Below are 19,903 nucleotides of genomic sequence, written 5' to 3'. Positions count from 1 at the left end.
AGCCCCCGGGTTCGGGAAGGGGCGGGATCAGGGAAAGCCCCGCAGGGCCCACCCACCCCACCACCCTCCGCAGCCACCCCGAACCTCAGCCACCCCGAACAACACGGGAGAACCCCACATGCACGACGACCGCCGCCTCGTCGAGGGCCGCCTCAAGCGTGTCCTCGACGAGCGCATCCGCCCCGCCGTCTACCCCCACTCCGTCCCCCTGGACATCGCCGTCTGGAACGCCCCGGACGAACCGGTCCCCGTGGCCGAAGGCCTGGCAGCCACCCCCGAGCCGATCGAGGCGGGCGCCCGCTGGGGCAAGCCCTGGGGCACGAGCTGGTTCCGGGTGACGGGCACGGTCCCGCAGGAGTGGGCGGGGAAGACCGTCGAGGCGATCCTGGACCTCGGCTTCGACGAGAACATGCCGGGCTTCCAGTGCGAGGGCCTGGTGTACCGCCCGGACGGCACCCCGGTGAAGGGCCTGAACCCCCGCAACCAGTGGGTGCGGATAGCGACCCCGGCGGCGGGCGGCGAGGAGGTGCGCCTGCACATCGAGGCCGCGTCGAACCCGGTGATCCTCGACTACCACCCCTTCCTGCCGACGCAGCTGGGCGACAAGGAGACGGCGGGCAGCGAGCCGCAGTACCGCCTGGAACGCATGGACCTGGCGGTGTTCGACGAGACGGTGTGGCAGCTCGTCATCGACCTGGAGGTCCTGGGCGAGCTGATGCAGGAGCTCCCGGAGGACTCCGGTCGCCGCCACGAGATCCTGCGGGCCGTCGACCGCGCCCTGGACGCGGTGGACCTCCAGGACGTGAACGGCTCGGCGGCAGCCGCCCGCGCCGAGCTGGAGGGCGTGCTCGCCGCCCCCGCGCACGACTCGGCGCACCGCATCAGCGCGGTCGGGCACGCCCACATCGACTCCGCCTGGCTGTGGCCGCTGCGCGAGACGGTGCGCAAGGTGGCGCGGACGACGTCGAACATGACGGCGCTCCTCGAGGACGAGCCGGACTTCGTCTTCGCCATGTCGCAGGCGCAGCAGTGGGCGTGGATCAAGGAGCACCGGCCCGAGGTGTGGGCGAAGGTCAAGAAGGCCGTCGCCGACGGGCGGTTCGTGCCCACCGGCGGCATGTGGGTCGAGTCGGACACGAACATGCCGGGCTCGGAGGCGATGGCCCGTCAGTTCGTGCACGGCAAGCGGTTCTTCCTGGACGAGTTCGGCGTCGAGAACGACGAGGCGTGGCTGCCGGACACCTTCGGCTTCGCGGCGGGCCTGCCGCAGATCATCAAGGCGGCGGGCGCCAAGTGGCTGCTCACGCAGAAGATCTCGTGGTCCCAGACCAACAAGTTCCCGCACCACACCTTCCAGTGGGAGGGCATCGACGGCACCCGGATCTTCACGCACTTCCCGCCCGTGGACACGTACAACTGCTCCATGAAGGGCAGCGAGATCGCCCACGCGGCCAAGAACTTCAAGGACAAGGGCGTCGCCCGGCACTCGCTCGCGCCCACCGGGTGGGGCGACGGCGGTGGCGGCACCACCCGCGAGATGATCGCCAAGGCGGGCCGCCTGCGGAACCTGGAGGGCTCGGCCACCGTCCAGTGGGAGACCCCGGCGGCGTTCTTCGAGAAGGCCGAGGCCGAGTACCCGAACGCGCCGGTCTGGGTCGGCGAGCTGTACCTGGAGCTGCACCGCGCCACCCTCACCAGCCAGGCCGGCACCAAGCAGGGCAACCGCCGCAGCGAGCACCTGCTCCGGGAGGCGGAGCTGTGGGCGGCCACGGCCGCGGTGCGCGCCGGATTCCCGTACCCCTACGAGGAGTTGGACCGGATCTGGAAGACGGTGCTGCTGCACCAGTTCCACGACATCCTGCCCGGCTCGTCGATCGCCTGGGTGCACCGCGAGGCCCGCGCGACCTACGCGGCGGTCGCCGCCGACCTGAACGGCATCGTCGCCGCGGCCCAGCGCGCCCTCGCCGGTGACGGGGCGAGCACCCTGGTGTTCAACTCCGCGCCGCACACCCGCGACGGGGTCCCCGCGGGCGGCGCCGCGCTGCCCGTGGCCGCGGGCCAGTCGGCCATCGCCGCCCGCGCGGACGGCGGTTACGTCCTCGACAACGGCCTGCTGCGGGTCGAGATCGACGGGCGCGGCCTGGTCGTGTCGGCGTACGACATCGAGGCGGGGCGCGAGACCGTCGCCCCCGGGCAGGCCGTGAACCTGCCGCAGCTGCACGCCGACTTCCCGAACATGTGGGACGCCTGGGACGTCGACGAGTTCTACCGGAACTCCGTCACCGACCTCACGGACGCCGAGGAGGTCGCGCCCGGCGACGGCGCATCGGTCCGGGTCGTGCGCGCCTTCGGGTCCTCGCGGATGACGCAGGTCCTCACCCTCGCGCCCGGCGAACGGCGCCTGGACATCGACACCGAGGTCGACTGGCACGAGACGGAGAAGTTCCTCAAGCTGGCCTTCCCCCTCGACGTGCACGCCGAGCGGTACTCCTCGGAGACCCAGTTCGGGCACTTCCACCGGCCCACCCACACCAACACCAGCTGGGAGGCCGCCAAGTTCGAGGCCTGCAACCACCGCTTCGTGCACGTCGACGAGCCGGGCTGGGGCGTCGCCCTCGTCAACGACTCGACGTACGGCCACGACGTCACCCGCGACGTGCGTGACAGCGACGCGGGGACGACCACGACGGTGCGGGTGTCGCTGCTGCGCGCCCCGCGCTTCCCCGACCCCGAGACCGACCAGGGTGTGCACCGCTTCCGGCACGCGCTCGCGCCCGGCGCCACCATCGGCGACGCGGTCCGCGAGGGCTACCGGATCAACCTGCCCGAGCGGACCCTCACCGGCGGCGCGCCCGTCGCCCCGCTGGTCGGCGTCGACAACGACGCCGTCGTGGTCACCGCGGTCAAGCTCGCCGACGACGGCAGCGGCGACGTGGTCGTCCGCTTCCACGAGTCCCGGGGCGGGCGGGCCAAGGCCACCCTGGCCATGGGCTTCCCGGCTGGTTCGGTCGCGGTGACCGACCTCCTGGAGCGGCCGCTGGCCGATGCGGCCGCTCCGGAGCTCGCGGACGGCGAAGTGACCGTGTCGCTGCGGGCGTTCGAGCTGGTCACGCTGAGGTTCACGCGCGGCTGAGCGGGGCGGAGCCTGGCTGCGGACCGCGCGGACGACGGCGGTTCACAGCCAGGCCCTCACGCGCCCACGTACGCCGCGAGGTGCTCGCCGGTCAGCGTGGCACGGGCGGCGACGAGATCGGCGGGCGTGCCCTCGAAGACGATCTCGCCGCCGTCGTGGCCCGCGCCCGGGCCCAGGTCGATGATCCAGTCGGCGTGCGCCATGACCGCCTGGTGGTGCTCGACCACGATGACCGACTTGCCGGAGTCGACGAGGCGGTCGAGCAGGCCGAGCAGCTGCTCGACATCGGCGAGGTGGAGGCCCGCGGTCGGCTCGTCGAGGACGTAGACGGGCTGGTCGCCGCCCTTCTCCGCCAGGTGGGCCGCCAGCTTCAGGCGCTGCCGCTCGCCGCCCGACAGGGTGGTGAGCGGCTGGCCGAGGGTGAGGTAGCCGAGCCCGACGTCGGTGAGGCGGCCGAGGATCTTGTGCGCGGCCGGGGTGTGCGCGTCGCCGGAGCCGAAGAACTCCTCGGCCTCGGTCACGGACATCGCGAGCACCTCGCTGATGTCGCGGCCCCCGAGGTGGTAGTCGAGCACCGAGGCCTGGAACCGCTTGCCCTCGCAGTCCTCGCAAGGCGTGGCGACCCCGGCCATCATCCCGAGGTCGGTGTAGACCACGCCCGCGCCGTTGCACGTCGGGCAGGCGCCCTCGGAGTTGGCGCTGAACAGCGCCGGCTTCACGCCGTTGGCCTTCGCGTACGCCTTGCGGATCGGGTCGAGCAGCCCGGTGTACGTCGCGGGGTTGCTCCGCCGTGAGCCGCGGATCGGGGTCTGGTCGATCGACACCACGCCGGCGTCGGCCGGGATCGAGCCGTGCACGAGGGAGCTCTTGCCGGAGCCCGCGACGCCGGTGACGGCGACGAGCACCCCGAGGGGCACGTCGACGTCGACGTCCCGCAGGTTGTGCGCGCTCGCGCCGCGGATCTCCAGGGTGCCGGTGGGCTCGCGCACCGTGTCCTTGACGGCGGCCCGGTCGTCGAGGTGGCGGCCGGTGACGGTGTCGCTCTTGCGCAGCCCCGCGACGGCGCCCTCGAAACAGACCGCGCCGCCGCCCGTGCCCGCGCCGGGGCCGAGGTCCACGACGTGGTCGGCGATGGCGATGACCTCCGGCTTGTGCTCCACGACGAGCACCGTGTTGCCCTTGTTCCGCAGCCGGAGCAGCAGTTCGTTCATCCGCTGGATGTCGTGCGGGTGCAGGCCGATGGTCGGCTCGTCGAAGACGTACGTGACGTCGGTGAGCGAGGAGCCGAGGTGGCGGATCATCTTGACGCGCTGCGCCTCACCGCCGGACAGCGTGCCCGCGGCCCGGTCGAGCGAGAGATAGCCGAGCCCCAGCTCCACGAACGAGTCGAGCGTCCCCTGGAGCGCGGTGAGCAGCGGCGCCACCGACGGCTCCTTGAGACCGCGGACCCAGGTCGCCAGGTCCCTGATCTCCATCGCGCAGGCGTCGGCGATGCTGACGCGCTTGATCTTGGAGGACCGCGCGCCCTCGCTGAGCCGCGTCCCGTCGCACTCGGGGCAGGTCGTGAAGGTGACCGCCCGCTCCACGAACGCCCGGATGTGCGGCTGCATCGCCTCCTTGTCCTTGGACAGGAACGACTTCTGGATCTTGGGGATCAGGCCTTCGTAGGTGAGGTTGACGCCGTTGACCTTCACCTTGACCGGCTCGCGGTAGAGGAAGTCCTGCATCTCCTTCTTGGTGAACCGGCGGATCGGCTTGTTCGGGTCGAGGAACCCCGACTGGGCGTAGAGCCCCACCGTCCACACGTTGTCCGACTTCCAGCCGGGGATGGTGAACGCGCCCTCGGCGATCGACTTGGAGTCGTCGTAGAGCTGGGTGAGGTCGATGTCGGAGACCGCGCCCCGGCCCTCGCAGCGCGTGCACATCCCGCCGACGCGGTTGAAGGTCGCCTTCACGGTCTTCGTCCTGTCCGCGCCGCGGTCCACGGTGATCCCGCCGCTCGCCCGGACCGACGCGGTGTTGAAGGAGTAAGCGCTCGGCGGGCCGATGTGCGGCTTGCCGAGGCGGCTGAAGAGGATGCGCAGCATCGCGTTGGCGTCGGTGGCGGTGCCGACCGTGGAGCGCGGGTCGGACCCCATGCGCTGCTGGTCGACGGTGATCACGGTGGTGAGCCCGTCGAGCACGTCGACCTCGGGCCGCGCGAGGGTCGGCATGAAGCCCTGCAGGAAGGCGCTGTACGTCTCGTTGATGAGCCGCTGCGACTCCGCCGCGATCGTGCCGAACACCAGCGAGCTCTTGCCCGATCCCGAGACGCCGGTGAACACCGTCAGCCTGCGCTTGGGGATCTCGATGGTGACGTCTTTGAGGTTGTTCACGCGGGCGCCGTGCACGCGGATCATGTCGTGGCTGTCGGCTTCGTGCGGCGCGCTCGACCGGCGGTCCGTCCTGGTGGCCATGGTGGTCCTGTCTCCTTGCTGCCGGGCTGTCTACTGCTTGCCGGGCTGGTTGAAGCGCAGCATGTTCCCCGCGGGGTCGCGGAAGGCACAGTCGCGAACGCCGTACGGCTGGTCCATGGGCTCCTGGAGGACTTCGCCGCCCGCCGCGCGGATCCGCTCGAAGACGGCGTCGACGTCGTCGGTCCGGAAGATCACGCCGCGCAGCAGGCCCTTCGCCAGGAGTTCCGCCATGGCCTGCCGGTCGGCGGGGGAGGCGTTCGGGTCCGCGAGCGGCGGCTCCAGGACGACCTCCACGTCCGGCTGCGCGGGCGAGCCGACAGTCACCCAGCGCATGCCCTCGAACGCGACGTCGTTGCGCACCTCCAGGCCGAGCGCGTCCCGGTAGAAGGCGAGCGCCTTGTCGTGGTCGTCGACGGCGATGAAGGCTTGGGAGAGCGTGATGTCCATGCCGTTCACGCTACGGGCGGGGGCTGCGGTGCGCTTCTCGATTCCTGATCGGTCGTGGGCCGACCGTTCCTGACCGGCCTGGTGTGGATCTTGGCGATGCAGGCGGGCACGGCGGCGCCCTCGTCGTGGGGGCGGGCCCGGTACGCGGACGGGCTCTCGCCGACCAGCTCCGTGAACCGGGAGCTGAACGACCCGAGCGACGTACAGCCCACCTCGAAGCAGACCTCCGTCACCGACAGGTCGCCCCGCCTGAGCAGGGCCTTGGCCCGCTCGATCCGGCGCGTCATCAGATAGCTGTACGGCGTCTCGCCGAAGGCGGCGCGGAAGCTGCGCGAGAAGTGGCCCGGCGACATCAGCGCGAAGCGCGCCAGCTCCGGCACGTCGAGCGGCTGTGCGTACTCACGGTCCATCCGGTCACGGGCTCGGCGCAGCCGGACGAGGTCCTCCAGGTTCACCGGACCACCATCCCACAGGGGCGTGCTCATGCCCCCGGATCTTCCGCCCCCGCTTCTCCCCCCGCTTCCCCTTCCTGCCCTGCCTCAAGCCGCCCCCGCAGCCACTCCTCGACCTCTCCCACATGCGCCGCCGCCGCGGCCCGCGCCGCCTCCGGGTCCCTGGCGACCAGCGCCCGGTGGATGCGGGCGTGCTCACGGCGGGTCCGCTCGAAGGCGCCCTCCTCCTGGTAGCCGCGCCACACGCGGGCCCGGAACGTGCGCGAGGAGAGGCCTTCGAGGATCGCGGCCATCGTGTCGTTCCCCGCGGCGTGCGCGACGGCACGGTGGAAGGCGAGGTCGTGGGAGAGGATCTCCTCGGGGTCGTCGGTGGCGTTCATGGCCGCGAGGTGTTTCTCCACGTCGGCCAGCTGGTCGGGGGTGATGCGGGCGGCGGCGAGACCGGTCGCCGTGGACTCCAGGACCCGGCGCACTTCGAGCAGCTCCACCAGGCGCGGGCCGCGGGACAGATCGGCGACGACGCCGAAGGTCTCCAGGAGGTCGCCGGCCTCCAGCTGGGTCACGTAGATGCCCGAGCCGTGCCGTGCCTCCAGGACGCCGAGCACCGTCAGGGCCCGGATCGCCTCCCGCATGGAGCTGCGCGAGATGCCGAGCCGGGTGGCCAGGTCCCGTTCCGTCGGCAGCCGCTGGCCGGGCTCGAGGCGGCCCTCGCCGATCATCGTCTTGATCTGGTCGATGGCCCGCTGGGTCACGGTGCCCTTCTGCGCGGGGGCCGCGTCGCCCTGCGGGGCGGGCGCGGTGCCCTGGTGCACGGGCGGGGCGCTCTGGGCGCTGTGGTCCACGGACCGCTCCTTCACTTGCCGGGTGTCGCGCAGTTTAGCCACAGATGTGGTCGGACCACTATGGCTGAAAACCCGGGAAACTTGCCGTGTAGGGGTGTTGTGGGCGCCAAGTGGTCTGATAAATATTCGCCCACGGTCACTCGACCCACTTTTCGGTCCCGTGACTCGACCCAGCTTTCAGTCCCGTGATGAGTCCCCCTTGATTCGCTCGATGAGGAGCCGTCAGATGGTCGGCAGTACAGTGCGGAACAGCCCCCGGAGGAAGCGGCGCGCCCAGGGCGTCCGCGTGGGAGCCGCGGCGGCCTGCGCCGCGCTCGCGCTCACCGCCTGCGGCAGTACGAAGGACACCGGGAAATCCGGTGGCGACGGCGGCGGCGAGGGCAAGGTCGGCGTGATCCTGCCGCTGCTGACCTCGCCGTTCTGGCAGTCGTACAACGACTACGTGCCGAAGATGGCGAAGTCCGAGGACGTCGACGCGCTGAAGACCGTCAACTCCAACAGCGACCCCTCGCAGCAGATCACCGACATCAACAACCAGCTCAACCAGGGCGTCAAGGGCCTGGTCGTGGCCCCGCTCGACAGCGCCGCGATATCCGCGGGGCTCGACCAGGCGGAGCGCAAGGGCGTGCCCGTGGTCGCCGTCGACGTGGCGCCGGAGAAGGGCAAGGTCGCGATGGTCGTGCGCGCGAACAACGTCGCGTACGGCCAGAAGGCCTGTGACTACCTCGGCAAGCAGGTCAAGAGCGGGAAGGTCGTCCAGATCATGGGCGACCTGGCCTCCGTCAACGGACGTGAGCGCTCCAAGGCCTTCCGGGACTGCGTCAAGGACAAGTACCCGAAGCTGAAGGTCCTGGAGATCCCCGCCAAGTGGGAGTCGGACACCGCCGCGTCCAAGCTGGACACGCTCCTGAACTCCAACTCCGACATCAAGGGCATCTACATGCAGGCGGGCGGCGTCTATCTCGCGCCCACCCTCCAGACCCTGAAGTCCAAGGGGATGCTCAAGAAGGCGGGCACCAAGGGCCACATCACGATCGTGTCGAACGACGGCATCCCGCAGGAGTTCGACGCCATCCGCAAGGGCCACATCGACGCGACCGTCTCCCAGCCCGCCGACGCCTACGCGAAGTACGGCATGTACTACATCAAGGCCGCGATGAACGGGAAGAAGTTCAAGCCGGGCCCCACCGACCACGACTCCACGATCGTGAAGCTGCCCAGCGGCATCCTGGAGGACCAGCTGCCCGCGCCGCTCGTCACCAAGCAGAACGTGGACGACGCCAAGCTCTGGGGCAACTCGGTCAAATGACGACGTCAGCGATCGGGCCGGTCGCCGGGCACGGGGGCGTTCCCCTCGTCGAGGCGACCGGCATAGCCAAGCGGTACGGACCCACCGTGGCCCTCCAGGACGGCCGCCTGACCGTCCGGGCCGGTGAGTCCCACGCCCTCGTCGGCCGCAACGGCGCGGGCAAGTCCACCCTCGTCACCATCCTCACCGGCCTCCAGGCGCCGGACGCCGGCACCGTCCTGTTCGACGGCGAGCCCGCGCCGCCGCTCGCCGACCGCGACGCCTGGCGCCGCAAGGTCGCCTGCGTGTACCAGCGGCCCACCGTCGTCCCGGAACTCTCGGTCGCCGAGAACCTGTTCATCAACCGCCAGCCCCAGGGCCGCGGCGGATTCATCAGCTGGCGCCGCCTCAAGGCCGAGGCGGCGCAGGTCCTCGACACCTGGGACGTCCACGTCGACCCCGACGCCCGCACCGCCGACCTCAAGGTCGAGGACCGGCAGATGGTGGAGATCGCGCGGGCGCTCAGCTTCGGCGCGCGCTTCATCGTCCTCGACGAGCCCACCGCGCAGCTCGACAACCGGGAGATCGAGCGCCTCTTCACCCGCATGCGGGCGCTCCAGGACTCCGGCGTGACCTTCCTGTTCATCTCGCACCACCTGCAAGAGGTGTACGAGGTGTGCCAGACCGTCACCGTCCTGCGCGACGCCCGCTGGATCACCACCGCCCCCGTCGCCGAACTCCCGCGCGCCGCCCTCGTGGAGGCCATGGCGGGCGAGGCCATCACGGAGAGCAAGGCCCGCACCAAGCCCGACGTCCCGGCCGACGCGCCGGTCCTGCTCGACGTGCGCGGGCTCACCAGCACCTCGTACGAGAACGTCGATCTCACCGTCCGCAGGGGCGAGGTCGTCGGCCTCGCCGGCTCCAGCGGCAGCGGCAAGATCAACCTCGCCGAGTCGTTCGCCGGCCTGCACACCCCGACGGCAGGCACCGCCCTCCTCGACGGCGCACCCCTGTCGTTCGGCGACGTGCCCGCCGCGCTGCGGGCCGGAGTCGGCTGCGTACCGCGCGACCGGCACGGCGAGGGCCTCGTGTACGGCATGTCCATCGGCGACAACGCCACCATGAGCGTCCTCTCCAGCCTCGGCCGGTACGGCTTCGTCGGCCCCGACCGCAAGCGCGCCTTCGCGGACGGGCTCATCGAGCGGCTCGACATCCATGCCGAAGGGCCCGACCAGCCCGTGTCCGACCTCTCCGGCGGCAACGCGCAGAAGGTCGTCATGGCGCGGGCCCTGGCGTCCGACCCCCGGCTGCTCGTCCTCATCAACCCCACCGCGGGCGTCGACGTGAAGTCCAAGGAGTCCCTGCTCGCCCGCGTCGACCACGCCCGCGACGACGGCACCGCCGTCCTGGTCGTCTCCGACGAACTCGACGACCTGCGCCGCTGCGACCGCGTCCTGGTCCTCTTCCACGGCCGCGTGGTGGCGGAGCATGCGGCGGGCTGGCACGACCACGAACTGATCGCGTCGGTGGAGGGCGTGGGCCACACGGGCCCCGTCAGGGGCGCGGGGAACGGCGCGACCAGCCCTCACCGGCCCGCGGCAGAAATACAAGGAGACCACCATGGCTGACATCAAGGCCCCCACGGCTGCGAAGACGGCCACCCCCCTCACCCCGACCCGCCCCCGCGAGTCCCGCTCGGCGAAGAGTATCCTCCTGCACCGGGCCAGGGAACTCGCCCTCGTCCCCGCGCTGCTGCTGCTCATGGTGTTCGGCGCCTTCGTCAACGACTCCTTCCTCACCGAGCGCAACCTCATCTCCATCCTGGGCGCGTCCGCGGCCCTCGCGATGGTCGTGCTCGCCGAGTCCCTGGTCCTGATCACCGGCAAGTTCGACCTGTCCCTGGAGTCGGTCGTCGGCATCGCGCCCGCCATCGGCGCGCTGCTCGTCCTGCCCGCCGCCCAGGCCGGATTCGGCACCGACATGCCCACGGCCGTGGGCCTGATCGCGATCGTCCTGGTGGGCGCGGTGATCGGCGCCTTCAACGGCGTGCTCGTCGTGAAGCTGAAGCTCAACGCGTTCATCGTCACGCTCGCCATGCTGATCGTGCTGCGCGGCGTCCTCGTCGGCGCCACCGAGGGCAAGACCCTGTTCGGCATGCCGGAGCCGTTCTTCACGCTCGCCACCTCCACGTTCCTGACCGTGCCGCTCTCGGTGTGGATCGCGGCGGCCGCCTTCGGCATCGCGGGCCTCGTGCTCAAGTACCACCGGGTGGGCCGCGCCCTGTACGCCATCGGCGGCAACCCGGAGGCCGCGCGGGCCGCGGGCATCCGCGTCGACCGCGTGATGCTCGGGGTGTTCGTGGTCGCGGGCGGCCTCGCCGCCGTCGGCGGCCTGATGCAGACCGGCTACGTCGGCGCGATCAACGCCAACCAGGGCACGAACATGATCTTCACGGTGTTCGCGGCCGCGGTCATCGGCGGCATCAGCCTCGACGGCGGCAAGGGCACCATGTTCGGCGCGCTGACCGGCGTCCTGCTGCTCGGCGTCGTACAGAACCTGCTCACGCTGGCCCAGGTGCCGTCCTTCTGGATCCAGGCCATCTACGGCGGCATCATCCTGGTCGCCCTCATGATCGCCCGCGTCACCACGGGCCGCGCCCAGGACTGAGGTCCCCGCCCCGCCTGGCTCCCCGTTCCTTTCCGGAAAGGCCTCCTGTGTCCCCAACTCCCGGCCGCGTCACGGCGGTCGACACCTACGACATCCGCTTCCCGACATCCCGGGAACTGGACGGGTCCGACGCGATGAACCCGGACCCGGACTACTCGGCCGCCTATGTGGTGCTGCGCACCGACGCCGAGGACGGACTCGAAGGACACGGCTTCACCTTCACCATCGGGCGCGGCAACGACGTGCAGGTCGCCGCGATCGACGCCCTGCGCCACCACGTCGTCGGCCGGTCCGTCGACGAGCTCTGCGGGGACCCGGGCACCCTCAACCGCGACCTGATCGGCGACAGCCAGTTGCGCTGGCTCGGACCCGAGAAGGGCGTGATGCACATGGCGGTCGGCGCCGTCGTCAACGCCGTCTGGGACCTGGCCGCCAAGCGCGCCCGCACCCCGCTGTGGAAGCTCCTCGCGAACGCGGACCCCGAGTGGCTGGTCTCCCAGGTCGACTTCCGCTACATCGCCGACGCGCTCACCCCCGAGCAGGCCCTCGCCCTGCTCAGGGCGGGCCGCACCGGCGCCGACGCCCGCGAGGCCACACTGCGCGTCCGCGGCTTCCCCGGCTACACCACCTCGCCGGGCTGGCTCGGCTACAGCGACGAGAAGCTTACCCGGCTCGCCCGCGAGGCCGTCGCCGACGGCTTCACCCAGATCAAGCTGAAGGTCGGCGCGGACCTCGACGACGACATCCGCCGCTGCCGCACCGCCCGCGCGGCCATCGGCCCCGACATCCGCATGGCCATCGACGCCAACCAGCGCTGGGACCTCGACGAGGCCGTGCGCTGGACCCGCGCCCTCGCCGAGTTCGACCCGTACTGGGTGGAGGAGCCGACCAGCCCCGACGACGTCCTCGCGCACGCCGCGATCCGCAAGGCCGTCGCCCCGGTGAAGGTGGCCACCGGCGAACACGTGCAGAACCGCATCGTGTTCAAACAGCTCCTCCAGGCGGGCGCCATCGACGTGCTCCAGCTCGACGCGGCCCGCGTCGGCGGCGTCAACGAGAACCTCGCGATCCTGCTGCTCGCCGCCCGCTTCGGGGTGCCGGTGTGCCCGCACGCGGGTGGCGTGGGCCTGTGCGAGCTGGTCCAGCACCTGTCGATGTTCGACTTCGTCGCGCTGTCCGGCACTACGGAGAACCGCGTCATCGAGTACGTCGACCACCTCCACGAACACTTCGTGGACCCCGTCGTGATCCGCGACGGCCACTACACCGCGCCCACCGCGCCCGGCTTCTCGGCGACCATGCACCCCGAGTCCCTGGCGGAGTTCACCTACCCCGGTGGGGCGTTCTGGGCCGCCGACCTCGCGCGCCAGGCCGAGGTCGCGGGCACCACGGCGACCGCGGCACCGGCGGCGCAGCCGGCGAAGAAGACGGCCAAGAAGAAGACGGCACAGAAGGGGGCAGCGGCATGACGGACTTCACCGGCCTCAGGGCTCTGGTCACCGGCGGCGCGTCCGGCATCGGCCGGGCCGCGGCGGAACTCCTCGCCGCCCGGGGCGCCCAGGTGGCGGTGCTCGACCTCGACCCGGACGGCGTGGAGGAACCGCTGCGCGGATACGCGGCCGACGTCACCGACGACACGGCGGTGCGGTCCGCCGTCGCGGTGGCCGTCGCCGACCTCGGCGGCCTCGACGTCCTGGTCAACAACGCGGGCATCGGCGCCCAGGGCACCGTCGAGGACAACGACGACGCGCAGTGGCACACCGTCCTCGACGTCAACGTGCTCGGCATCGTCCGCACCACCCGCGCCGCCCTGCCGCACCTGAGGGCGTCCGCGCACGCCGCGATCGTCAACACCTGCTCCATCGCCGCGACCGCGGGCCTGCCGCAGCGCGCCCTGTACTCGGCGTCCAAGGGCGCCGTACTCTCGCTCACGCTCGCCATGGCCGCCGACCACGTACGCGAAGGAGTGCGCGTGAACTGCGTCAATCCCGGCACCGTGGACACCCCGTGGGTCGGCCGCCTCCTGGACGCCGCCCCCGACCCGGCGGCCGAGCGCGCCGCCCTCGCGGCCCGCCAGCCCACCGGGCGCCTGGTCGGCGCCGACGAGGTCGCCGGAGCCATCGCCTACCTGGCGAGCCCCCTGTCGGGCGCGACCACCGGCACCGCGCTCGCCGTCGACGGCGGCATGCAGGGCCTGCGGCTGCGGCCGGTCGCCCGGTGAGCGGCATACGCGCGGCCGCCGGGGCCGAGGGGAGCGGCGGCCCGGGGGAGCGGACCCTCGGCCGCAGTGGCGTCAAGGTCAGCGCGCTGTCGTTCGGCGGTGCGGGCATCGGCAACCTCTACTCGCCCGTCAGCGACGACGACGCGGCCTGCGCGATCGGCTCCGCCTGGGACGCCGGCCTGCGCTACTTCGACACCGCCCCGCACTACGGCCTCGGCCTGTCCGAACGCAGGCTGGGTGCGGCCCTGCGCGGGCGCCCCCGGGACGCGTACACGATCTCCACGAAGGTGGGGCGGATCCTGGAGCCGGTCACCGGCGCGGTGAGCGGCGACGACCTGGCCGACGGCGGCTTCGCCGTGCCCGCCGCGCACCGGCGGCGGTGGGACTTCAGCGCGGACGGCGTGCGCCGCTCCATCGAGTCCAGCCTGGAACGCCTCGGCATCGACCGCGTCGACATCGTCTACCTGCACGACCCGGACGAGCACGGCGATGAGGCCTTCCGCGAGGGCTACCCGGCCCTGGAACGGCTGCGCGCCGAAGGCGTCGTGGGCGCCATCGGCGCGGGCATGAACCAGGCCGAGATGCTGACCCGCTTCGTCCGCGACACCGACGTCGACGCCGTCCTGTGCGCGGGCCGCTACACCCTGCTCGACCACCAGGCACTCGCCGAACTGCTGCCGGCCGCGAGCGCGCGCGGTGCCTCGGTCGTCATCGGCGGCGTCTTCAACTCCGGGCTCCTCGCCGACCCGAAGGAGGGCGCGCGCTTCGACTACACCGAGGCGCCCGGCGAACTCCTGGACCGGGCCCGCTCGTTGCAGTCGCTCGCCGCCCGCCACGGCACCACCCTGCGGGCCGCCGCGCTCGCCTTCCCCTTCGGCCACCCGGCGGTGGCGAGCGTCCTCGTCGGCATCCACGCGCCGGGCCAAGTGGCAGACACCGCCGAGAAGTTCGCGGCCGACGTGCCACCGGAGTTCTGGAAGGAGGCCCGGGCGAAGGGCCTCCTCCCGCCCGAGGTGCCCGTGCCCGGAGAGGGCCTTCCCGGAGAGGTCGCCGCACCATGAGAGTCGCCCTGCACACCAAGGTCCGCGCCGACCGGATCGAGGCCTACGAGGCCGCGCACCGCGAGGTCCCCGCCGAGCTGACCGCCGCCATCCGCGCGGCGGGCGCCACGTCCTGGACGATCTGGCGCAGCGGCACCGACCTCTTCCACGTCCTGGAGTGCGACGACTACGCCCGCCTCCTCGCCGAGCTGGAGCGACTGCCCGTGAACGTGGCCTGGCAGGCGCGCATGGCGGAGCTGCTCGACGTGGTCCACGACTACTCGGGTGACGGCGCGGACGCGGGCCTGCCCGCCGTATGGGAACTGCCATGACGCAGCCGGTCGTCGACGCCCACCACCACGTGTGGGACCTCGACGTGCGCGACCAGGACTGGATCACCGGGCCCGCCCTCGCCCCGATCCGGCGGACCTTCACCGCCGACGACCTCGCGCCGCACGCGCGCGCCGCCGGAGTCGTCGCCACCGTCCTCGTGCAGACCGTCACCGTGGCCGAGGAGACCCCGGAGTTCCTGGCCCTCGCGGCGGACAGCGACCTGATCGCCGGGGTCGTCGGCTGGACCGACCTGACCCGCCCCGACGTCGCCGACACCCTGGCCGCCCTCGCCGAACTCCCGGGCGGCGCGCACCTGGTGGGCATCCGCCACCAGGTCCAGTCCGACCCCGACCCCCAGTGGCTGCTGCGCGCGGACGTGCGGCGCGGCCTCGCCGCCGTCGCGGACGCGGGACTCGTGTACGACCTGGTGGTGCGCCCCGAGCAGCTGCCGATGTGCGCCGAGGCGGCCGCGCGCCTGCCGCACGTCACGTTCGTGCTCGACCACCTGGGCAAGCCGCCCATCGCCTCCGGCGCCCTCGAACCCTGGGCGTCGTCCCTGCGCACCCTCGCGTCCCTGCCGAACACCGTGGCCAAGCTGTCCGGCCTGGTGACCGAGGCGGACTGGGCGTCCTGGACGGTGGCAGGGCTGCGGCCGTACACGGACACCGCCCTGGCCGCGTTCGGCCCCGGGCGGCTGATGTTCGGCTCGGACTGGCCGGTGTCCGGCCTCGCGGCCACGTACGGTGAAGTCATCGACGCGGTGGGGGAGTTGACGGCCGAGCTGAGTGCCGCAGAGCGGGCGGAGGTGTTCGCGGGGACGGCGCGGCGGGTCTATGGGCTGCCGGGGCAGGGGCTGGACTAAGGGAACTGACGTAGGGGGTGGTGCGTTCGCCCGCGAGTGCGCTCCGCTCCGGCAGGGTGCGGCCGGACCCGACGCGGGCGTAGGCGAAGGCCGCCTTACTCCTGTCATCCACAGCCGTGCGAAGCGGACCCGCCCGGACCCGTTGACCGCCCCCACCCCCAGCCGTACGTTCGCGTCCTTGGCGCGGTCCACGGGGGACGCGCCCCATCGCGGGTACACAGGGGGACGCGATGCACTGGTATGTGGACGTACTCAAGAAGTACGCCGTCTTCAACGGGCGCGCGCGCCGCGCCGAGTACTGGATGTTCACGCTGATCAGCCTCATCATCAGCCTGGCGCTCTTCGGCATCGACATGGTGCTCGGCATCTCACCGGTCCTGGAGGCCCTCTACAGCGTGGCGGTGCTCCTGCCCGGCATCGCTGTCAGCGTCCGCCGCCTGCACGACACGGACCGCCAGGGCTGGTGGCTGCTGCTGGCCCTGATCCCGCTGATCGGCCTGATCATCCTGATCGTCATGCTCGCCAAGGACAGCACGCCGCCCAACCAGTACGGGCCGAACCCGAAGGAAGTCGCGGCGGCACCGGCCTGGTAGCTCACCTCTCCGCCGACGCGGCCGCGTCGAGCCGCGTCGGCGGCAGGAACTCCCGTACGTACGTCCGCTCCCAGCACGCACCCGTCACGCGCAGCTCACGCCACGTCGTGAAGCGGTAGCGGTACAGCCGGGCCCGCACATGGAGCGGCGGCCGGTCGGGGAAGGGGCAGCGGCGCAGCAGCCGCAGCGTGTCCCGGTCCCCGGCGAGCAGCCGATCCACCAGCGGCCCGAACCACGGCTGCGCGTAGCCGGGCGACAGCGCCGCGAACCACATCATCCAGTCGAGCCGCAGATGGTACGGGGCGAACGGGCGCGGCCACCGCCGTACGTCGCCGGGCTTGCCCTTGAACTCGTACTCCCGCCACGGCGAGTCCAGCCGGGGCACCGCATCCGGCGTCCCCTCGATCACGACCTCGTGCCGCACCCGGCTGACGCTGCCGAACGCGCCGTAGGCGTTGACCAGATGCAGCGGGTCGAAGGAGCAGTTCATGATCTGCCGCCGGGAGAGCAGATTGCGGGCCGGGCGGTAGCTCAGGGCGAGGAGCCCCGTCGTCACGGCGATGACCAGGATCTCGTACCAGAGCGGGGGAGAGGCGAGGTCCGCGGGCGGGGCCGCCGCGTCGCCGAACAGGCGCCGGAAGTCGACGGCGCTGAGGGCGAGCGCGATCGTCAGCCAGTTCAGCCAGGAGAAGTTGCCGGACAGGACCAGCCACAGCTGGGTGGCGGCCATCAGGAGGGCGGCGCCCGTCGCGATCGGCTGCGGGGTGAAGAGAAGGAAGGGCACGGCGAGTTGGGTGACGTGGTTGGCGGCCGCCTCCACGCGGTGCAGCGGCCGGGGCAGCCGGTGGAAGAACCAGCTCAGCGGGCCCGGCATCGGCTGCGTCTCGTGATGGAAGTACAGACAGGTCAGCCTGCGCCAGCACGGATCGCCGCGCATCTTGATCAGACCCGCGCCGAACTCGACCCGGAACAGCACCCAGCGCAGCAGGAACAGCACGAGCACCGGCGGCCCCACGTCGTCCCCCGCCAGGAACACGGCGAGGAAGCCCACCTCCAGGAGCAGCGACTCCCAGCCGAAGCCGTACCAGGTCTGCCCCACGTTCACGATGGACAGATACAGCGCCCACGGCACCAGCCACAGCAGCATCGCGCCCCACAGCGGAAGCAGCCCGTCGGCCCCCGCGAGCAGCGCCACCGCCACCGCGCAGCCCGCCCACGCCCACAGCGCGAAGAACCGGTCCGAGTAGTGGAAGTGGAAGACGCTCGGGGCCCTGCGGAACGGCACCCTCGCCACGAACCGGGGCACGGGCAGCATGCCGCGCTCGCCGATGAGCGCGCGGAACTGCAGCGCGGCGCCCAGGAAGGCGACGAGGTAGACCGCGGCCAGGACCCGCTGGAACACCAGACGGCCCAGCCAGTAGGAGTCCGCCGTGAACCACTCCACCCCTCCATTGTGACGGGGAGTGAGGCCGGGCGCCGCTCAGCGGATCCCACGGGCCGCTGCCGCCCTGCCGTCCGGTTCAGCGGGGCGGCGCGACCAGACCCGTCTCGTACGCGATGATCACGAGCTGCACCCGGTCCCTGGCGTCCAGCTTGGACAGCAGGCGCGTCACATACGTCTTGGCGGTGGCGACGCTGATGTGCAGCCGCTCGGCGATCTCCGGGTTGGACAGGCCGCCGCCCACGAGGGTCAGGACCTCGCGCTCACGGTCCGTGATGCCCGCGACGTCCCGGGGCGGCGGCGCGGCCGTGGGACGGTCCGCGAACTCCTTGATCAGGCGGCCGGTGACGCTCGGCGCGATCAGGCCGTCCCCGGCCGCGACGACCCGGACGGCGGCGAGGATCTCGTCGAGCGCCATGTCCTTGACGAGGAACCCGGAGGCTCCGGCGCGCAGCGCCCCGTAGACGTAATCGTCGTCGTCGAACGTCGTCAGGACGACGATCCGGGTGGTGTCGGTGGCCTGTGTGATCAGCCGGGTGGCCTCGATGCCGTCCATGCCGGGCATGCGGATGTCCATGACCACGACGTCGGGGCCGAGTTCCTCGGTGAGCCGGACCGCCTCGGCGCCGTTCCCGGCCTCGCCGACGACTTCGAGGTCGTCGGCCTCGGTGATGACCATCTGCAGCGCGGTGCGCACCAGGGGCTGGTCGTCGGCCAGGACGACGCGCACGGGCCGAGGGGCGTCGGCCCGCGCCGCGGGCGCCGTCATCGCACACCCGCGGGCACGGGCAGCCGCGCGGCCACGCGGAAGCCGCCCTCGGGGCGCGGCCGCGCGCTGAACTCGCCGTGCAGCAGGCCGACCCGCTCGCGCATGCCGAGCAGGCCGTAGCCGGTGGAGTCCCCGGCCGCGTCCCCGGCCGTCCCCGCCCCGCCGTCGGCCGCCGCCTCCCCGCCGGGTCCGCCGTCGAGGACCTCGATCGCCAGCTCGTCGTCGCGGCGGTCGACCGTCACGCGGCAGGAGCGGGTGCCCGCGTGCCGGACCACGTTGGTGACGGCCTCCTGGATGATGCGGTACGCCGACACGTCGATCTCCGGCGGCACCGGCCGCAGCTCGCCGAGCCAGCGCACGTCGACGCGGACGCCCGCGGCCGTGGTGGTCCTCGCGAGCCGGTCCACGTCGGCGAGGCCGAGGCCCGGGTCGAGCGGGGCGCTCTCCTTGGCCCTGCCCGGTTCCGGGGTGCGCAGCGCGCCGAGCATGCGGCGCAGTCCGGAGAGCGTCTCGCGGCTCGCCGTCTCGATCTCGCCGAGGGCGCCCCGGGCCCGCTCGGGCTGGGTGGCGATGACGCGGCGTGCCGCGCCGGACTGGAGCGCGATGATGCCGATGCTGTGCGCGACCATGTCGTGCAACTCGCGCGCGATGCGGAGCCGTTCGGCCGTGACGGCCTGGGCGGCGGCCTGCTCGCGGAGTTGCTCGGCGTGGCGCCGCGACTGGTGAGCCGCGTCGCCGAGGAGCCAGGCGACCACGGCCGTCAGCGCGACGGTCAGCTCCGCCGATGTCCCGGCCACCCAGCCGAAGGCCAGCCGCGTGAGCAGATATCCGGCGAGCGTGCCGAGCGCCAGGGACAGCGCGGCGATGCCGGTCCTGCGCGGCCTGGACGCGGCGATGACGTACACCGCGACGTCGGCCGCCACGAACTGCAGGAGCGGGATCTCGGCCACGCTCAGCGTCGTGGACGCGCCCGCCGCGGCGAGCAGGATCAGACAGAGCCCGGACAGGGGGCTGCGCTGCAGGCGGTGGCCGCCCGCGAAGGCCAGTGCGGTCGCCAGGGCGAGCATCGCCAGGCCGTCCCAGCGGAAGAACAGGACCCCCTGCTGCGCGGGTTGGGCCTCACCCGGCAACCGGAACCGGAAGAGGAACGTCAGCGCCGACCCCACCAACCAGGCCAGCGCCGTCCACGTATGCGGCGGCACGCGCTTGAACGGGGGCTGCGGTGGTGTCACGGACATGTCGGCATCGTAATCGCGTGATCAGCGGCGGGAATCGGCCCACGGGTGTACAACCAGGGTCGACACCGGGCGGCCCGGATTGTCGGCGGCGGGCCGATGCCGGACGGGCCCCGTCCCCGGC

At 72.2% G+C, this 19,903-nt stretch carries 17 protein-coding genes; 10 read left to right on the top strand and 7 right to left on the bottom strand.

The features are described 5' to 3' along the window. Positions 1-118 precede the first annotated feature (118 nt). Positions 119-3,133: an alpha-mannosidase gene (locus AB6L24_RS04670; protein ID WP_405652398.1), complete on the top strand. Its 3,015-nt coding sequence runs from the start codon at positions 119-121 to the stop codon at positions 3,131-3,133. 56 nt (positions 3,134-3,189) lie between these two features. On the opposite strand, the gene AB6L24_RS04665 is transcribed toward AB6L24_RS04670, so the two are convergent. From AB6L24_RS04665 to AB6L24_RS04650, 4 genes are read right to left on the bottom strand one after another with little or no spacing between them, the layout of a single operon-like run. Further along, on the bottom strand, positions 3,190-5,589 hold the full coding sequence (locus AB6L24_RS04665; RefSeq protein WP_405652396.1) for an ATP-binding cassette domain-containing protein: 2,400 nt from the start codon (positions 5,587-5,589) through the stop codon (positions 3,190-3,192). Positions 5,590-5,619: 30 nt separating this feature from the next. Further along, complete coding sequence (locus AB6L24_RS04660) at positions 5,620-6,036, bottom strand: VOC family protein (RefSeq protein WP_405652394.1); 417 nt, start codon at positions 6,034-6,036, stop codon at positions 5,620-5,622. 5 nt (positions 6,037-6,041) lie between these two features. Further along, the gene (locus tag AB6L24_RS04655; RefSeq protein ID WP_405652392.1) at positions 6,042-6,521 is read right to left on the bottom strand and encodes a helix-turn-helix transcriptional regulator; all 480 of its coding nucleotides are present in this window, start codon (positions 6,519-6,521) and stop codon (positions 6,042-6,044) included. Then, positions 6,518-7,300 (bottom strand): FadR/GntR family transcriptional regulator, encoded by a 783-nt coding sequence (locus AB6L24_RS04650; RefSeq protein ID WP_380844988.1) that lies wholly within the window; start codon positions 7,298-7,300, stop codon positions 6,518-6,520. Before AB6L24_RS04650 ends, AB6L24_RS04655 begins: the two co-directional genes overlap by 4 nt. A 256-nt stretch (positions 7,301-7,556) precedes the next feature. On the opposite strand from AB6L24_RS04650, the gene AB6L24_RS04645 reads away from it, so the two are divergent. The 9 genes from AB6L24_RS04645 (at position 7,557) to AB6L24_RS04605 (ending at position 16,334) form a co-directional block, all read left to right on the top strand. Beyond that, positions 7,557-8,639 (top strand): sugar ABC transporter substrate-binding protein, encoded by a 1,083-nt coding sequence (locus AB6L24_RS04645; protein ID WP_405652390.1) that lies wholly within the window; start codon positions 7,557-7,559, stop codon positions 8,637-8,639. Further along, a complete protein-coding gene (locus AB6L24_RS04640) occupies positions 8,636-10,246 on the top strand; it encodes a sugar ABC transporter ATP-binding protein (RefSeq protein WP_405652388.1) in 1,611 nt (536 codons plus the stop codon). Before AB6L24_RS04645 ends, AB6L24_RS04640 begins: the two co-directional genes overlap by 4 nt. After that, the gene (locus AB6L24_RS04635; RefSeq protein WP_405652386.1) at positions 10,239-11,285 is read left to right on the top strand and encodes an ABC transporter permease; all 1,047 of its coding nucleotides are present in this window, start codon (positions 10,239-10,241) and stop codon (positions 11,283-11,285) included. Before AB6L24_RS04640 ends, AB6L24_RS04635 begins: the two co-directional genes overlap by 8 nt. A 47-nt stretch (positions 11,286-11,332) precedes the next feature. Beyond that, positions 11,333-12,754 carry an L-fuconate dehydratase gene (locus tag AB6L24_RS04630; RefSeq protein ID WP_405652384.1) on the top strand — a complete coding sequence of 474 codons (1,422 nt, stop codon included), beginning with the start codon at positions 11,333-11,335 and terminating at the stop codon, positions 12,752-12,754. Beyond that, entirely contained in the window at positions 12,751-13,506 is a 756-nt protein-coding gene (locus AB6L24_RS04625) for an SDR family NAD(P)-dependent oxidoreductase (protein WP_405652381.1), read from the top strand. Before AB6L24_RS04630 ends, AB6L24_RS04625 begins: the two co-directional genes overlap by 4 nt. Next, positions 13,503-14,567 (top strand): aldo/keto reductase, encoded by a 1,065-nt coding sequence (locus AB6L24_RS04620; protein WP_405652379.1) that lies wholly within the window; start codon positions 13,503-13,505, stop codon positions 14,565-14,567. Before AB6L24_RS04625 ends, AB6L24_RS04620 begins: the two co-directional genes overlap by 4 nt. Next, a complete protein-coding gene (locus AB6L24_RS04615) occupies positions 14,564-14,878 on the top strand; it encodes an L-rhamnose mutarotase (protein WP_030360825.1) in 315 nt (104 codons plus the stop codon). Before AB6L24_RS04620 ends, AB6L24_RS04615 begins: the two co-directional genes overlap by 4 nt. Next, positions 14,875-15,741 (top strand): amidohydrolase family protein, encoded by an 867-nt coding sequence (locus tag AB6L24_RS04610; RefSeq protein ID WP_405652376.1) that lies wholly within the window; start codon positions 14,875-14,877, stop codon positions 15,739-15,741. The genes AB6L24_RS04615 and AB6L24_RS04610 overlap by 4 nt, the downstream gene beginning before the upstream one ends. 230 nt (positions 15,742-15,971) lie before the next feature. Next, complete coding sequence (locus AB6L24_RS04605) at positions 15,972-16,334, top strand: DUF805 domain-containing protein (protein ID WP_405652374.1); 363 nt, start codon at positions 15,972-15,974, stop codon at positions 16,332-16,334. Between the two features lies 1 nt (position 16,335). Here the strand turns inward: AB6L24_RS04605 and AB6L24_RS04600 are convergent, their stop codons facing one another. From AB6L24_RS04600 to AB6L24_RS04590, 3 genes are all read right to left on the bottom strand, one after another. Continuing rightward, positions 16,336-17,778: a lipase maturation factor family protein gene (locus AB6L24_RS04600; protein ID WP_405652372.1), complete on the bottom strand. Its 1,443-nt coding sequence runs from the start codon at positions 17,776-17,778 to the stop codon at positions 16,336-16,338. Positions 17,779-17,854: 76 nt separating this feature from the next. Further along, positions 17,855-18,544 (bottom strand): response regulator, encoded by a 690-nt coding sequence (locus tag AB6L24_RS04595; protein WP_405652370.1) that lies wholly within the window; start codon positions 18,542-18,544, stop codon positions 17,855-17,857. After that, a complete protein-coding gene (locus tag AB6L24_RS04590) occupies positions 18,541-19,782 on the bottom strand; it encodes a sensor histidine kinase (RefSeq protein WP_405652368.1) in 1,242 nt (413 codons plus the stop codon). Before AB6L24_RS04590 ends, AB6L24_RS04595 begins: the two co-directional genes overlap by 4 nt. Positions 19,783-19,903: the final 121 nt, after the last annotated feature.

Source organism: Streptomyces sp. RK9 (genome assembly GCF_045070545.1).
Taxonomy (GTDB): Bacteria; Actinomycetota; Actinomycetes; order Streptomycetales; family Streptomycetaceae; genus Streptomyces; species Streptomyces alboflavus.
This window is presented reverse-complemented; position numbering and strand designations above follow the sequence as displayed.

What these genes read in the sequence shown, in the direction of transcription:
- AB6L24_RS04670 (WP_405652398.1), top strand. Translation starts at nt 119, where the DNA reads ATGCACGACGACCGCCGCCTCGTCGAGGGCCGCCTCAAGCGTGTCCTC.
- AB6L24_RS04665 (WP_405652396.1), bottom strand. Translation starts at nt 5,589, where the DNA reads ATGGCCACCAGGACGGACCGCCGGTCGAGCGCGCCGCACGAAGCCGAC.
- AB6L24_RS04660 (WP_405652394.1), bottom strand. Translation starts at nt 6,036, where the DNA reads ATGGACATCACGCTCTCCCAAGCCTTCATCGCCGTCGACGACCACGAC.
- AB6L24_RS04655 (WP_405652392.1), bottom strand. Translation starts at nt 6,521, where the DNA reads ATGAGCACGCCCCTGTGGGATGGTGGTCCGGTGAACCTGGAGGACCTC.
- AB6L24_RS04645 (WP_405652390.1), top strand. Translation starts at nt 7,557, where the DNA reads ATGGTCGGCAGTACAGTGCGGAACAGCCCCCGGAGGAAGCGGCGCGCC.
- AB6L24_RS04640 (WP_405652388.1), top strand. Translation starts at nt 8,636, where the DNA reads ATGACGACGTCAGCGATCGGGCCGGTCGCCGGGCACGGGGGCGTTCCC.
- AB6L24_RS04635 (WP_405652386.1), top strand. Translation starts at nt 10,239, where the DNA reads ATGGCTGACATCAAGGCCCCCACGGCTGCGAAGACGGCCACCCCCCTC.
- AB6L24_RS04625 (WP_405652381.1), top strand. Translation starts at nt 12,751, where the DNA reads ATGACGGACTTCACCGGCCTCAGGGCTCTGGTCACCGGCGGCGCGTCC.
- AB6L24_RS04615 (WP_030360825.1), top strand. Translation starts at nt 14,564, where the DNA reads ATGAGAGTCGCCCTGCACACCAAGGTCCGCGCCGACCGGATCGAGGCC.
- AB6L24_RS04610 (WP_405652376.1), top strand. Translation starts at nt 14,875, where the DNA reads ATGACGCAGCCGGTCGTCGACGCCCACCACCACGTGTGGGACCTCGAC.
- AB6L24_RS04605 (WP_405652374.1), top strand. Translation starts at nt 15,972, where the DNA reads ATGCACTGGTATGTGGACGTACTCAAGAAGTACGCCGTCTTCAACGGG.
- AB6L24_RS04595 (WP_405652370.1), bottom strand. Translation starts at nt 18,544, where the DNA reads ATGACGGCGCCCGCGGCGCGGGCCGACGCCCCTCGGCCCGTGCGCGTC.
- AB6L24_RS04590 (WP_405652368.1), bottom strand. Translation starts at nt 19,782, where the DNA reads ATGTCCGTGACACCACCGCAGCCCCCGTTCAAGCGCGTGCCGCCGCAT.